The sequence below is a fragment of the Klebsiella sp. JN_Kp122 genome, assembly GCF_040062085.1.
In the GTDB taxonomy this organism is placed as follows: Bacteria; Pseudomonadota; Gammaproteobacteria; order Enterobacterales; family Enterobacteriaceae; genus Klebsiella; species Klebsiella aerogenes.
Genome location: NZ_JBEAHW010000019.1, coordinates 223,656 through 236,272 on the forward strand (window position 1 = coordinate 223,656; position 12,617 = coordinate 236,272).

Genomic DNA, 12,617 nt, shown 5'->3' on the forward strand with positions numbered 1-12,617 from the left:
CCATAACATTTGGTTAACCATCAATTGTCGTTAACCCTACAATCGCAATTTGGCTGGGCCAATTTTACAAACAGTGTGATCGGCAATGGGCGCAGACCCAACCTGACGCATTGGATGTGGCCCGATGGAGACCTGCATGAACCTCTGGCAACAAAATTACGATCCGGCTGGTAATATCTGGCTATCGAGCCTTATCGCCTCACTACCGATTCTGTTTTTCTTTTTCGCCTTGATTAAGCTCAAGCTTAAAGGCTATGTCGCCGCCACCTGGACCGTAGCCATCGCGCTGCTTGTCGCCCTGCTGTTCTACAAAATGCCGGTCGATCGCGCCTTATCGTCGGTGGTATACGGCTTCTTCTACGGCCTGTGGCCTATCGCGTGGATTATTATCGCCGCGGTCTTCGTCTATAAAATCTCGGTAAAGACCGGGCAGTTCGACATTATCCGCTCGTCGATTCTTTCGATTACACCGGATCAGCGCCTGCAGATGCTGATTGTCGGCTTCTCCTTCGGCGCCTTCCTCGAAGGGGCCGCCGGTTTCGGCGCGCCGGTGGCGATCACCGCCGCGCTGCTGGTCGGGCTCGGCTTCAATCCGCTATACGCCGCCGGACTGTGCCTGATTGTAAACACCGCGCCGGTGGCCTTCGGCGCCATGGGGATCCCGATTCTGGTCGCCGGCCAGGTGACCGGCATCGATAGCTTCGCCATCGGCCAGATGGTTGGCCGCCAACTGCCGTTCCTGACCATTATCGTGCTGTTCTGGATCATGGCGATTATGGACGGCTGGCGCGGGGTGAAAGAGACGTGGCCTGCGGTGATGGTCGCAGGCGGCTCGTTCGCTATCGCGCAGTACCTCAGCTCTAACTTCCTCGGCCCGGAACTGCCGGACATCATCTCTTCGCTGGTGTCGCTGGTATGCCTGACGCTGTTCCTCAAGCGCTGGCAGCCGGTACGTATCTTCCGCTTTGGCGATATGGGCGCCGCGCAGGTTGATCAAACGCTGGCGCGCACGCATTACACCGCCGGTCAGGTCATGCGCGCCTGGTCGCCGTTCCTGTTCCTCACCGCCACCGTCACCCTGTGGAGCGTACCGCCGTTTAAAGCGCTGTTTGCGCCGGGCGGGGCGATGTATGACTTCGTGGTTAACATCCCGGTACCGTTCCTCGACAAAATGGTCGCCCGTATGCCGCCGGTGGTAAGCGCCGCGACGCCGTACGCCGCGGTGTATAAATTCGACTGGCTGTCGGCGACCGGCACCGCCATTCTGTTCGCCGCTATACTGTCTATCGTCTGGCTGCGTATGAAGCCAAAGGATGCGCTGACCACTTTCGCCGGGACGTTGAAAGAGCTGGCGCTGCCGATTTACTCCATCGGCATGGTGCTGGCGTTCGCCTTTATTTCAAACTACTCCGGGCTGTCATCGACGCTGGCGTTGGCGCTGGCGCATACCGGCCACGCGTTTACCTTCTTCTCGCCGTTCCTCGGCTGGCTGGGGGTTTTCCTGACCGGTTCGGATACCTCGTCTAACGCGCTATTCGCCGCGCTGCAGGCGACGGCAGCCCAGCAAATCGGCGTCTCCGATATTCTGCTGGTCGCCGCGAATACCACCGGTGGGGTGACAGGCAAGATGATTTCGCCCCAGTCGATCGCCATTGCCTGCGCCGCGGTAGGCCTAGTGGGTAAAGAGTCGGACCTGTTCCGCTTTACCGTCAAGCACAGCCTGATATTCACCTGCATGGTGGGCCTGATTACCACCCTGCAGGCTTATGTCTTAACCTGGATGATTCCGTGAAAGTGATGCCAAAACGCCTGGCTGACGACGTCGCAAATCGCGTCCGGGCGCTGATAGAAGAACAACAGCTGGAGGCGGGCATGCGTTTGCCCGCCGAGCGCCAGCTTGCCGTCCAGCTCGGTGTTTCACGCAATTCGCTGCGTGAAGCGCTGGCGATGCTGGTCAACGAAGGGGTGCTGCTTAGCCGTCGCGGCGGCGGCACCTTCGTGCGCTGGCAGCACGAGCCCTGGTCGGAGCAAAACATCGTCCAGCCGCTGAAAACGCTGCTCGCCGACGACCCCGACTACAGTTTTGATATTCTCGAAGCCCGCCACGCTATTGAAGCCAGCACCGCCTGGCATGCGGCGATGCGGGCCACCGACGCCGAAAAAGAAAAAATCCGCCTCTGTTTTGAAGCCACCCTCAGCGATGACCCGGATCTCGCCTCACAGGCGGATGTTCGCTTCCACCTGGCGATCGCTGAAGCCTCACATAATGTGGTGCTGCTGCAAACCATGCGCGGTTTCTTCGAGCTTCTGCAATCCTCGGTGAAGCAGAGCCGCCAGCGCATGTATCTGGTGCCGCCGGTGTTCGCGCGTCTGACCGAACAACATCAGGCGGTAATGGAAGCGATCTTCGCCGGCGACGCGGAAGGCGCCCGCCAGGCGATGATGGCCCACCTCGGTTTTGTCCACGCCACCATTAAACGTTTTGATGAAGACCAGGCCCGCCAGGCGCGTATTACCCGCCTGCCCGGTGACCACAATGAAAATTCCAGGGAGAACTCGTGATGATTATTTCCGCCGCCAGCGACTATCGCGCCGCCGCACAGCGTATCCTGCCACCATTTCTGTTCCACTATATCGACGGCGGCGCCTACGCCGAACATACCCTGCGCCGCAACGTTGAAGACCTCTCCGACGTGGCGCTCCGCCAGCGCATTCTGCGCAATATGTCGGATCTGAGCCTGGAGACCACGTTATTCAACGAAAAGCTGGCGATGCCAACGGCGCTGGCGCCGGTCGGGCTGTGCGGCATGTACGCGCGCCGCGGCGAAGTGCAGGCAGCGGGCGCGGCGGACGACAAAGGCATCCCGTTTACCCTCTCTACCGTTTCCGTTTGCCCGATTGAAGAGGTCGCCCCGACCATCAAACGCCCGATGTGGTTCCAGCTGTATGTCCTGCGCGATCGCGGATTTATGCGCAATGCACTGGAGCGCGCCAAAGCCGCAGGCTGCTCCACGCTGGTCTTTACCGTGGATATGCCGACCCCCGGCGCGCGCTATCGCGACGCCCATTCTGGCATGAGCGGCCCAAACGCCGCCATGCGCCGCTACTGGCAGGCCGTCACTCATCCGCAGTGGGCATGGGACGTCGGTCTCAACGGCCGCCCGCACGACCTGGGCAATATCTCCGCCTACCTCGGCAAACCGACCGGGCTTGAGGATTACATCGGCTGGCTGGCGAATAATTTCGATCCGTCGATTTCATGGAAAGACCTGGAGTGGATCCGCGACTTCTGGGACGGCCCAATGGTGATCAAAGGGATCCTCGACCCGGAGGACGCCCGCGATGCGGTGCGCTTCGGCGCTGACGGCATTGTCGTCTCCAACCACGGCGGCCGCCAGCTTGACGGCGTGCTCTCTTCCGCCCGCGCCCTGCCCGCCATTGCCGATGCGGTTAAAGGCGACATCACTATTCTCGCCGACAGCGGTATCCGCAACGGTCTCGACGTGGTGCGGATGATCGCCCTGGGCGCCGACAGCGTGCTGCTGGGCCGCGCGTATCTGTACGCGCTGGCGACCCACGGCAAGCAGGGGGTGGCGAATCTGCTCAACCTTATCGAGAAAGAGATGAAAGTGGCGATGACGCTGACCGGGGCGAAATCCATCAGCGAAATCAGCCGCGATTCGCTGGTGCAGAATGCCGAAGCGCTGCAGACCTTTGATGCGCTCAAGCAGGGTAACGCCGCGTAATTCCCCGCGTTTTCCCTTACGCCGCCCCTCTCCCTCAGGGTGAGGGGCCCGTCCGGCTGGAATCGGTTTTCTCCCTCTCCCTCTGGGAGAGGGTCGGGGTGAGGGTTCAACAAATATCTGCTATCCTGCCCCCCGCTATTAAGGGGGCAGTATGCTGAACATCGTGTTATTCGAACCAGAAATCCCGCCGAACACCGGCAATATCATCCGCCTGTGCGCCAACACCGGCTTCAATTTACATATCATTGAGCCAATGGGCTTTACCTGGGACGATAAACGCCTGAGACGCGCCGGGTTGGATTATCACGAGTTCACCGCCGTACAGCGCCACGCGGATTATGCGGCGTTTATCGCCAGCGCGAAGCCGCAGCGCCTGTTCGCCCTCACCACCAAAGGCACGCCCGCCCACAGCGCGGTAAGCTATCAGGATGGTGATTTCTTGATGTTTGGTCCGGAAACGCGCGGCCTGCCGGCCAGCATCCTCGATGCCCTGCCGGCGGAGCAAAAAATCCGTATTCCGATGATGCCGGACAGCCGCAGCATGAACCTGTCAAACGCGGTGTCGGTGGTGGTGTATGAAGCCTGGCGTCAGTTGGGATACCCCGGCGCCGTGTTGCGCAGCTAACCTGAGCGGTTCCCGGATTGCGGCGCGCTGCGCCTTATCCGGGCTACTTTCTGAGCTTCGCGGCGGCAAATGGCAATACATCAAATCCCGTCGCCGTACTCGAAGGTATGGTGAATCCCATTAAAATGCTGATCCATATCCATCGCTGGCTTGTCGCTCTCCGGCTTGCCGACGATGCGCGCCGGTACGCCTGCGGCAGTGGTATGCGGCGGCACAGGTTGTAGCACCACAGAGCCGGCGCCAATCTTCGCCCCGCGCCCGACTTCGATATTGCCGAGGATCTTCGCCCCGGCGCCAATCATCACGCCTTCGCGAATTTTCGGGTGACGGTCGCCGCTGGTTTTACCGGTACCGCCGAGGGTCACGGACTGCAGGATGGATACGTCGTCTTCAATCACCGCCGTTTCACCGACCACGATACCGGTGGCGTGGTCGAGCATGATCCCACGGCCAATCTTCGCCGCCGGATGAATATCGACCTGGAACGAGACGGAAACCTGGTTCTGCAGGAAAATAGCCAGCGCGCGGCGACCCTGATTCCACAGCCAGTGGCCGATACGATAGGCCTGCAGCGCATGGAAGCCTTTCAGGTACAACAGCGGCGTTGAGTATTTATCGACCGCAGGGTCACGGGTACGTACCGCCTGGATATCACAGGCGGCGGAAGCGATCATCTCCGGGTCTGCGGCATAGGCCTCTTCCACCACTTCGCGAATAGCGATAGCAGGCATAATCGGCGAGGCCAGCTTATTCGCCAGCATATAGCTCAGGGCGCTGCCCAGATTTTCGTGCTTGAGTAGCGTTGCATGGTAAAAACTGGCGAGCATCGGCTCACAGTCGGCCAAAGCCCGGGCTTCGGCTTTAATATTGTTCCAGACGATATCCAGTTCTTCACACGGCATTGCATACTCCAGACGATAAGAATTATGACCGGTCAGTTCTTCGCTGACCGGGTCATACAGGTAACAGACTTTCCCTGCGGCTAGTTGGCGCTGCGTTCGTCCTTGCGTGCGCGACCCAATAAGGTCAATGCTGCCTCGCGCGCAATTTTTCCGCAATACAATACCTGATAAATTTCCTCGGTTATTGGCATTTCGACGCCTAAACGCTGCGCCAGAACGCGAACCTCTTTGGTATTGCGATAGCCTTCAACCACCTGGCCAATCTTGTCCTGCGCGCTTTGCACGTCCATGCCCTGTCCGAGCATCATGCCAAAACGGCGGTTTCGCGATTGGTTATCGGTACAAGTCAGTACCAGATCGCCCAACCCGGCCATGCCCATGAAGGTTTCCGGATCGGCGCCTAGCGCCGCGCCGAGACGGGACATTTCCACCAGCCCACGGGTGATCAACGCCGTACGTGCATTCGCGCCAAAGCCGATGCCGTCAGACATCCCGGCGCCGATGGCGATAACGTTTTTCACCGCGCCGCCCAACTGCACGCCGATAAAATCCGGGTTGATGTAGACGCGGAAGCTTTTACCGCAGTGCAGCAAGCGCTGAAGGTCTTCTGCAAACTGCGGATCCGTCGCCGCCAGCGAAATCGCCGTCGGTAGGCCGGCGGCCAGCTCTTTGGCAAAAGTCGGACCGGAGATGACCGCTAATGGGATGTCATCGCCTAGCGCTTCACGCGCCACGTCCTGCAGCAGACGGCCGGTTTCGGCCTCCAGACCTTTCGTCGCCCACACCAGACGCGCATCGGAACGCATCAGCGGTTTAATCTGGCGCAGAACCTGGCCGAAGACGTGGCTCGGCACCACCACGAGGATATCGCGGCTGGCGGCCAGCGCCGTCGCTAAATCGCTCTCAAGGCGCAGCGTGTCCGGGAAGGGCACATCGGGAAGGAACGCGGCGTTGCAGCGATCGTGTTGCAGCGTCGCGATATGTTTCGGGTCATGACCCCAGAGGACAACCTCGTGGCCATTTCTTGCCAGGGTGATGGCAAGAGCGGTGCCGTAAGAGCCGGCACCGATCACAGTCATTGCAGCATTAAGCGCGTTCATCAGGCATCCTGATGTTGTTCAGCACCTTCGCCAGCCTGCTGTTGCAGATAGTTCATAAACAGCGCGTCAAAGTTCACCGGCGCAAGGTTCAGTTGCGGGAAGGTGCCGCGGGAAACCAGGCTGGTAACGGTCTCGCGAGCGTACGGGAACAGAATGTTCGGGCAGTACGCGCCGAGGCAGTGCGCCATCTGGTTGCCATCGATGCCGTCGATGGAGAAGATACCGCCCTGCTGTACTTCGCACAGGAATGCGGTTTCTTCGCCCAGCGATGCCGTTACGGTGACACGCAGCACCACTTCATAAACGCCTTCAGCCAGTTGGCTGGAAGCGGTATCCAGATCAAGTTTAACTTCCGGCTGCCAATCTTTCTGGAAAACTTGCGGCGCATTTGGCGCTTCGAAGGAAACGTCTTTGGTGTAGATGCGCTGAATCTGGAAAGTCATTTCGGTGCTGTTTTGTTCTGACATAGTAAAACCCTTTCGTGTTGTCCTTAAATACGCGCCCCTGGATGGGGAAAGCGTAAAAATTAGCGCAAGAGGGGATCAAGTCCACCACGTGAATCAAGCGCATACAAGTCGTCACAGCCGCCAATGTGCTGCGCATCAATAAAAATCTGCGGAACCGTCGTCCGGCCGCTGCGCTGGATCATCTCTTCACGCTTTGCGGCATCGCCATCGATAGGCAGTTCGTTGAACGTCACGCCCTTGCTGTTCAGCAGCGCTTTAGCACGGATGCAAAACGGGCAGGTCGCTTTGGTATAGATCTCAATATTGGCCATGACTCACTCCTGTTTTTACCCCGAGGGATTTTACGCCGCAGAGGCTCCCCGCCGCCTGAGAGGTTATCGGGGGAACCGCTGCGCCATAACGACGCGGGGGTAAATTATTTGCCGCGTACCAGCGGAAGGTTCTCGCCGCTCCAGCCTACGATACCTTCTTTCAGTACAAAGACTTTTTCGAATCCGGCTTTATTCAGCAGGCTGGCAGGTTCTTGCGCCTGCATGCCGGACCCATCCACAACAATAATGGGTTGTGCTTTGTGTTTTTCCAACTCGCCGACGTTATTTGCTTTGATATCGGCAGGCAGCAGGTTGATAGCGCCGGCGATATGGCCTTTACGGAAGTCGTCACGCTGACGCAGGTCGACAACAACGGCTTCTTCTTTGTTGATAAGACGCGTCGCTTCACCACGAGTAATGACTTTAACTTTTGACATCAAGCCTTTAAAGGTGGTGAACAGTACCGCACCCAGCAGCGCGATCCACGCGATGCTCAGGACCGGGTGACGGCCGATGAATTGCATAATTTCTTGCATGGGGGGTTACAACTCCCGACTAAGTGATAAAAAAACCAGGGAAGGAGTATACCTGTGCATTGCGGCAAATACAGCCAGTGAGCGCGATGTAATGTATTTTCTGCGGCCCGTCACGAAAAAAAAACCGACTTCGCCATCGACTGTGGCGTCACCCCTTCCCTTTCTTTGATCTTTTACGGTGATTTGATCGATTCAGCTGTAGTAAAATTACGCAAATTTTCTGTCTTTGAGCATGAGGTTGTCGCAATGTCGGTTACTAAAAAACCTATGGTACTGGTGATTCTGGATGGCTACGGCTACCGTGAAGACCAGCAGGATAACGCCATTTATAGCGCGAAAACGCCGGTAATGGACGCACTGTGGGCAAAACGCCCGCACACCCTGATTGATGCATCCGGTCTGGAAGTCGGCCTGCCTGACCGCCAGATGGGTAACTCCGAAGTGGGCCACGTTAACCTCGGCGCGGGCCGTATCGTGTATCAGGATCTGACCCGTCTGGACGTTGAAATCAAAGAACGCACCTTCTTTGCCAACCCGGTGCTGACCGGCGCGGTCGACAAAGCCGTCGCCGCCGGTAAAGCGGTACACATCATGGGCCTGATGTCGCCTGGCGGCGTTCACAGCCACGAAGACCACATCATGGCGATGGTAGAACTGGCCGCGGAACGCGGCGCAGAGAAAATCTATCTGCACGCTTTCCTCGATGGCCGCGACACGCCGCCGCGCAGCGCTGAAGCCACGCTGGCTAAATTCGAAGCTAAATTCACCGCGCTGGGCAAAGGCCGTATCGCCTCTATCATTGGCCGCTACTACGCCATGGACCGCGACAACCGCTGGGATCGCGTAGAACAAGCCTATGACCTGATGACGCTGGCCAAAGGCGAATTCCAGGCCGATACCGCCGTGGCGGGCCTGCAGGCAGCCTACGCCCGTGACGAAAACGACGAGTTCGTCAAAGCGACCGTTATCCGCGCCGCCGGCCAGGCCGATGCCGCAATGGAAGACGGCGACGCGCTGATCTTCATGAACTTCCGCGCTGACCGCGCGCGCGAAATCACCCGCGCCTTCGTTAACGCCGACTTCGACGGCTTCGCGCGTAAGAAAGTGGTTAACCTCGATTTCGTGATGCTGACCGAATACGCCGCCGACATCAAAGTCGCTTGCGCTTATCCACCAGCTTCACTGGTGAACACTTTCGGCGAGTGGATGGCGAAGCACGACAAAACCCAGCTGCGCATCTCCGAAACCGAGAAATATGCGCACGTGACCTTCTTCTTTAACGGCGGGGTAGAAAATCCGTTCAAAGGCGAAGACCGTATTCTGATTAACTCGCCGAAGGTCGCCACTTACGACCTGCAGCCGGAAATGAGCTCCGCCGAGCTGACCGAGAAACTGGTTGCGGCCATCAAAGGCGGTCAGTATGACACCATCATCTGCAACTACCCGAACGGCGATATGGTAGGCCATACCGGGGTGATGGAAGCCGCCGTGAAAGCGGTTGAAGCGCTGGATCACTGCATTGAGCAAGTGGCCGCGGCCGTTGAATCCGTCGGCGGCCAGCTGCTGATCACCGCCGACCACGGCAACGCCGAACAGATGCGCGATCCGGCGACCGGACAGGCGCACACCGCGCATACTAACCTGCCGGTTCCGCTGATCTACGTTGGCGACAAAACGGTGAAAGTGGCCGAAGGCGGCAAGCTTTCCGACATCGCGCCAACCATGCTGTCGCTGATGGGAATGGAAATCCCGCAAGAGATGACTGGCAAGCCGCTGTTCATCGTGGAATAATCCTTCCCCATGAGGGGAAAGGCGACTTATTCAAATACATGGATCGCAACGGCTGTTCGATCCGTTCTTTACGCCAGCGCGCTTAGCGCTGGCGTATTGCTGTGCGCCGCATCCGCTCACGCCGATGACCGCGACCAGTTGAAATCCATTCAGGCCGATATCGCCGCCAAACAGCGCGCGATTAAGCAACAGCAGCAGCAACGCGCCTCCCTGCTCGCCCAGTTAAAAGCGCAGGAAGAGGCCATTTCCGCCGCCGCGCGCAAACTGCGTGAAACTCAGGATACTCTCAATCAGCTCAATAAGCAGATTGACGATATGAACGCGTCTATCGCTAAGCTGGAGCGCCAGCGCGCCTCCCAGGAACGGAATCTCGCCGCGCAGCTCGACGCCGCGTTCCGCCAGGGGCCGCACACCGGCATGCAGATGATCCTCAGTGGTGAAGAGGGGCAGCGTAACCAGCGCCTGCAGGCCTATTTTGGTTACTTTAACCAGGCCCGTCAGGAAACCATCGCCCAGCTCAAGCAGACGCGCGAAGAAGTCGCGGTGCAGAAATCGATGCTGGAAGAAAAACAAAGCCAGCAGCAAACGCTGGTTTACGAGCAAAAAGCGCAGCAGGCCAAGCTTGAGCAGGCGCGCAACGAGCGTAAAAAGACGCTCTCCAGCCTCGAATCCTCCATTCAGAAAGGCCAACAGCAGCTCAGCGAACTGCGCGCTAACGAATCGCGCCTGCGCGGCCGCATCGCCCAGGCGGAAGCGGCAGCCAAAGCCCGCGCCGACCGCGAGGCTCGTGATGCCCAGGCGGTACGTGACCGCCAGCAGGAGGCCTCGCGCAAAGGCACCACCTATAAACCAACCGAAAGCGAACGTTCGCTGATGTCGCGAACCGGCGGCCTCGGCGCGCCGCGCGGGCAGGCCTTCTGGCCGGTACGCGGAACAATTCTTCATCGTTATGGCGAACAGCTGCAAGGTGAACTACGTTGGAAAGGGATGGTTATCGCTGCGTCTGAAGGCACCGAAGTCAAAGCCATTGCCGATGGCCGGGTGATCCTCGCCGACTGGCTACAGGGCTACGGCCTGGTGGTGGTCGTTGAACACGGCAAAGGCGACATGAGTCTTTACGGCTATAACCAAAGCGCGCTGGTCAGCGTCGGTACCCAGGTCCGCGCGGGCCAGGCTATCGCGCTGGTAGGCAGTAGCGGCGGTCAGGGTCGTCCGTCGCTCTATTTCGAAATTCGCCGCCAGGGTCAGGCGGTCAATCCACAGCCGTGGTTGGGAAGATAAGTTTTGCTTCAATTTCGCATGATTGCACTTGCTGTAGCCGGTTCGCTGGCTATGGCTGCGCCGGTTTTTGCCGGTAAACTCTCTATCGTTATCGATGATTTCGGCTACCGTCCGCAGACGGAAAATAAGGTGCTGGCGCTACCGCCCACCATCTCCGTCGCCGTACTGCCGAATGCCCCCCACGCCCGGGAAATGGCCACTAAAGCGCATAATCTGGGCCATGAAGTGCTGATCCATCTGCCGATGGCGCCGCTCAGCAAGCAACCGCTGGAAAAAGACACGCTGCGCCCGGATATGAGCAGCGATGAGATCGAACGTATTATCCGTGAGGCTTACGGGAAAGTGCCTTACGCCGTCGGGCTGAATAACCACATGGGTAGCGCCATGACCTCAAACCTGTTCGGCATGCAAAAGGTGATGCAGGCGCTGGAACGCTACAATCTCTATTTTCTCGATAGCGTGACCATCGGCAACACCCAGGCCATGCGCGCCGCCCAGGGTACCGGCGTGAAGGTGATTAAACGCAAAGTGTTTCTCGACGACACCCAGAACGAGGCGGACATCCGCACTCAGTTCAATCGCGCCATCGCACTGGCGCGGCGTAATGGTTCGGCGATCGCCATTGGCCACCCGCATCCTTCAACGGTGCGGGTACTACAGCAAATGGTCTATAACCTGCCGCCTGATATCACGCTGGTGCGCCCGAGTAATCTGCTGAACGAACCGCAGGTCGACAACTCGACGCCGAACACGCCCGTCCAACCAAACGCGCCGCAACAGCAGAAGCCGCGTAACCCGTTCCATGGCGTGAAGTACTGCAAACCGAAGCGTCCGCTGGAGCCGGTGAACGCCAGCCGCTTCTTTAGCATCCTCAGCGAAAGCATCAGCCAGAGCGCGCTGGTCCAGTATTACCAGTTGAAATGGCAGGGCTGGGACAGCCCCACCAACTAATCTTCATCAGGGATCCGTGCGCTTCTCCGTCACGGTTCCCTGCTGCTTACCATTGTAGGCATACCAGGCTTTAAAATACTTCATGAAGCTGTACAAGGTGGCGTACAAACCGGTTACGGCCCCCACCTTGCCGCTACGCCAGGCGCCGCTGAATAAATACCACTTAAAAAACGCACCGATGGCGCTGATAATCCCGCGGCTGAGCGACGGCCTGACCTTCTGCATCTTCACCAGCCGGGTGGTATAGCTGTTGAGCTTGTTAAACACTTCATGCAGTGAATAGAAGGTATCGTGGCGGACAAAGCCCGGCAGCCTGGTCGAGGTCAGATGGCCGACCACCTGATCGTCTACCGGACGCTGGTTAAAACTGGCCCGCTGACGGTTGAACAGACGTACCGGGTAATCCGGCGATGAGATGGGATAGATGGTCCGCACCTGTTCGCCAAGCACGAACCAGTAGCGCGGCAGGCGCCACGCGCAGGTCGGATCCGGCTCCTCTCCCGCCTTAAGCGCAAGAATCGCCGCAACCACTTCATCATCGAGGATTTCGTCGCTATCCATGCACAGCACCCAGTCATGAGTCGCCAGCGAGGTCGCATAGTTCATCTGCATGCCGTGGGCGGCATAGGGGTGATGGTGAACCGTTAAGCCAAACTGCTGACATATCTGTAGCGTTTCATCCATACTGCCGGAATCAACGACAATAAACTCATCTGCCACCCGCAACAACGGCGGCAATACTTCCCGTAATAAGCGGGCCGAATTACAGGTCAGCAAGCATACTGAGAGTTTAAACATAGTGTTTATGCGATTAAACGAAGAGTAAACTAACTGTATAAACGAATAGGTAAAAAATCGATGCAGAAATAGTGCGATAGATACGTATTATTTTAGAAATGTTATCCAA

General features: G+C 58.2%; 13 protein-coding genes. 7 read left to right on the forward strand and 6 right to left on the reverse strand.

Annotated elements, in window-relative coordinates; genetic code table 11:
* The first annotated feature begins 136 nt into the window (after window positions 1-136).
* The 4 genes from lldP to trmL all read left to right on the forward strand — a co-directional run bounded on the left by lldP (window position 137) and on the right by trmL (window position 4,371).
* The gene (gene lldP, locus ABLU78_RS08375; RefSeq protein ID WP_048229887.1) at window positions 137-1,792 is read left to right on the forward strand and encodes an L-lactate permease; all 1,656 of its coding nucleotides are present in this window, start codon (window positions 137-139) and stop codon (window positions 1,790-1,792) included.
* A complete protein-coding gene (gene lldR, locus ABLU78_RS08380; RefSeq protein WP_015369184.1) occupies window positions 1,789-2,562 on the forward strand; it encodes a transcriptional regulator LldR in 774 nt (257 codons plus the stop codon). The genes lldP and lldR overlap by 4 nt, the downstream gene beginning before the upstream one ends.
* The gene (lldD, locus tag ABLU78_RS08385) at window positions 2,562-3,746 is read left to right on the forward strand and encodes an FMN-dependent L-lactate dehydrogenase LldD (RefSeq protein WP_015369183.1); all 1,185 of its coding nucleotides are present in this window, start codon (window positions 2,562-2,564) and stop codon (window positions 3,744-3,746) included. Before lldR ends, lldD begins: the two co-directional genes overlap by 1 nt.
* A 151-nt stretch (window positions 3,747-3,897) precedes the next feature.
* Entirely contained in the window at window positions 3,898-4,371 is a 474-nt protein-coding gene (gene trmL / locus ABLU78_RS08390; protein WP_045359275.1) for a tRNA (uridine(34)/cytosine(34)/5-carboxymethylaminomethyluridine(34)-2'-O)-methyltransferase TrmL, read from the forward strand.
* An 80-nt stretch (window positions 4,372-4,451) separates the two neighbouring features.
* Here the strand turns inward: trmL and cysE are convergent, their stop codons facing one another.
* The 5 genes from cysE to ABLU78_RS08415 all read right to left on the reverse strand — a co-directional run bounded on the left by cysE (window position 4,452) and on the right by ABLU78_RS08415 (window position 7,687).
* A complete protein-coding gene (gene cysE, locus ABLU78_RS08395; protein WP_004106845.1) occupies window positions 4,452-5,273 on the reverse strand; it encodes a serine O-acetyltransferase in 822 nt (273 codons plus the stop codon).
* Between the two features lie 80 nt (window positions 5,274-5,353).
* A complete protein-coding gene (gene gpsA, locus ABLU78_RS08400) occupies window positions 5,354-6,373 on the reverse strand; it encodes an NAD(P)H-dependent glycerol-3-phosphate dehydrogenase (protein ID WP_015369181.1) in 1,020 nt (339 codons plus the stop codon).
* Window positions 6,373-6,840 carry a protein-export chaperone SecB gene (gene secB / locus ABLU78_RS08405; protein WP_015369180.1) on the reverse strand — a complete coding sequence of 156 codons (468 nt, stop codon included), beginning with the start codon at window positions 6,838-6,840 and terminating at the stop codon, window positions 6,373-6,375. Before secB ends, gpsA begins: the two co-directional genes overlap by 1 nt.
* A gap of 59 nt (window positions 6,841-6,899) precedes the next feature.
* Window positions 6,900-7,151 (reverse strand): glutaredoxin 3, encoded by a 252-nt coding sequence (gene grxC / locus ABLU78_RS08410; RefSeq protein WP_015369179.1) that lies wholly within the window; start codon window positions 7,149-7,151, stop codon window positions 6,900-6,902.
* A 104-nt stretch (window positions 7,152-7,255) separates the two neighbouring features.
* Complete coding sequence (locus ABLU78_RS08415; RefSeq protein WP_048229883.1) at window positions 7,256-7,687, reverse strand: rhodanese-like domain-containing protein; 432 nt, start codon at window positions 7,685-7,687, stop codon at window positions 7,256-7,258.
* A gap of 246 nt (window positions 7,688-7,933) precedes the next feature.
* Between ABLU78_RS08415 and gpmM the strand changes: the two genes are divergently transcribed.
* The 3 genes from gpmM to ABLU78_RS08430 are packed head-to-tail and all read left to right on the forward strand — an operon-like array spanning window position 7,934 to window position 11,710.
* The gene (gene gpmM, locus ABLU78_RS08420) at window positions 7,934-9,478 is read left to right on the forward strand and encodes a 2,3-bisphosphoglycerate-independent phosphoglycerate mutase (RefSeq protein WP_015703792.1); all 1,545 of its coding nucleotides are present in this window, start codon (window positions 7,934-7,936) and stop codon (window positions 9,476-9,478) included.
* Between the two features lie 9 nt (window positions 9,479-9,487).
* Window positions 9,488-10,759: a murein hydrolase activator EnvC gene (gene envC / locus ABLU78_RS08425; RefSeq protein WP_032706535.1), complete on the forward strand. Its 1,272-nt coding sequence runs from the start codon at window positions 9,488-9,490 to the stop codon at window positions 10,757-10,759.
* A gap of 3 nt (window positions 10,760-10,762) precedes the next feature.
* A complete protein-coding gene (locus ABLU78_RS08430; RefSeq protein ID WP_020077690.1) occupies window positions 10,763-11,710 on the forward strand; it encodes a divergent polysaccharide deacetylase family protein in 948 nt (315 codons plus the stop codon).
* A 6-nt stretch (window positions 11,711-11,716) separates the two neighbouring features.
* Here ABLU78_RS08430 and ABLU78_RS08435 read toward each other — a convergent pair whose 3' ends face one another.
* On the reverse strand, window positions 11,717-12,508 hold the full coding sequence (locus tag ABLU78_RS08435) for a glycosyltransferase family 2 protein (protein WP_020077689.1): 792 nt from the start codon (window positions 12,506-12,508) through the stop codon (window positions 11,717-11,719).
* Window positions 12,509-12,617 lie beyond the last annotated feature (109 nt).

What these genes read in the sequence shown, in the direction of transcription:
- lldP (WP_048229887.1), top strand. Translation starts at nt 137, where the DNA reads ATGAACCTCTGGCAACAAAATTACGATCCGGCTGGTAATATCTGGCTA.
- lldD (WP_015369183.1), top strand. Translation starts at nt 2,562, where the DNA reads ATGATTATTTCCGCCGCCAGCGACTATCGCGCCGCCGCACAGCGTATC.
- trmL (WP_045359275.1), top strand. Translation starts at nt 3,898, where the DNA reads ATGCTGAACATCGTGTTATTCGAACCAGAAATCCCGCCGAACACCGGC.
- cysE (WP_004106845.1), bottom strand. Translation starts at nt 5,273, where the DNA reads ATGCCGTGTGAAGAACTGGATATCGTCTGGAACAATATTAAAGCCGAA.
- gpsA (WP_015369181.1), bottom strand. Translation starts at nt 6,373, where the DNA reads ATGAACGCGCTTAATGCTGCAATGACTGTGATCGGTGCCGGCTCTTAC.
- secB (WP_015369180.1), bottom strand. Translation starts at nt 6,840, where the DNA reads ATGTCAGAACAAAACAGCACCGAAATGACTTTCCAGATTCAGCGCATC.
- grxC (WP_015369179.1), bottom strand. Translation starts at nt 7,151, where the DNA reads ATGGCCAATATTGAGATCTATACCAAAGCGACCTGCCCGTTTTGCATC.
- ABLU78_RS08415 (WP_048229883.1), bottom strand. Translation starts at nt 7,687, where the DNA reads ATGCAAGAAATTATGCAATTCATCGGCCGTCACCCGGTCCTGAGCATC.
- gpmM (WP_015703792.1), top strand. Translation starts at nt 7,934, where the DNA reads ATGTCGGTTACTAAAAAACCTATGGTACTGGTGATTCTGGATGGCTAC.
- envC (WP_032706535.1), top strand. Translation starts at nt 9,488, where the DNA reads ATGAGGGGAAAGGCGACTTATTCAAATACATGGATCGCAACGGCTGTT.
- ABLU78_RS08435 (WP_020077689.1), bottom strand. Translation starts at nt 12,508, where the DNA reads ATGTTTAAACTCTCAGTATGCTTGCTGACCTGTAATTCGGCCCGCTTA.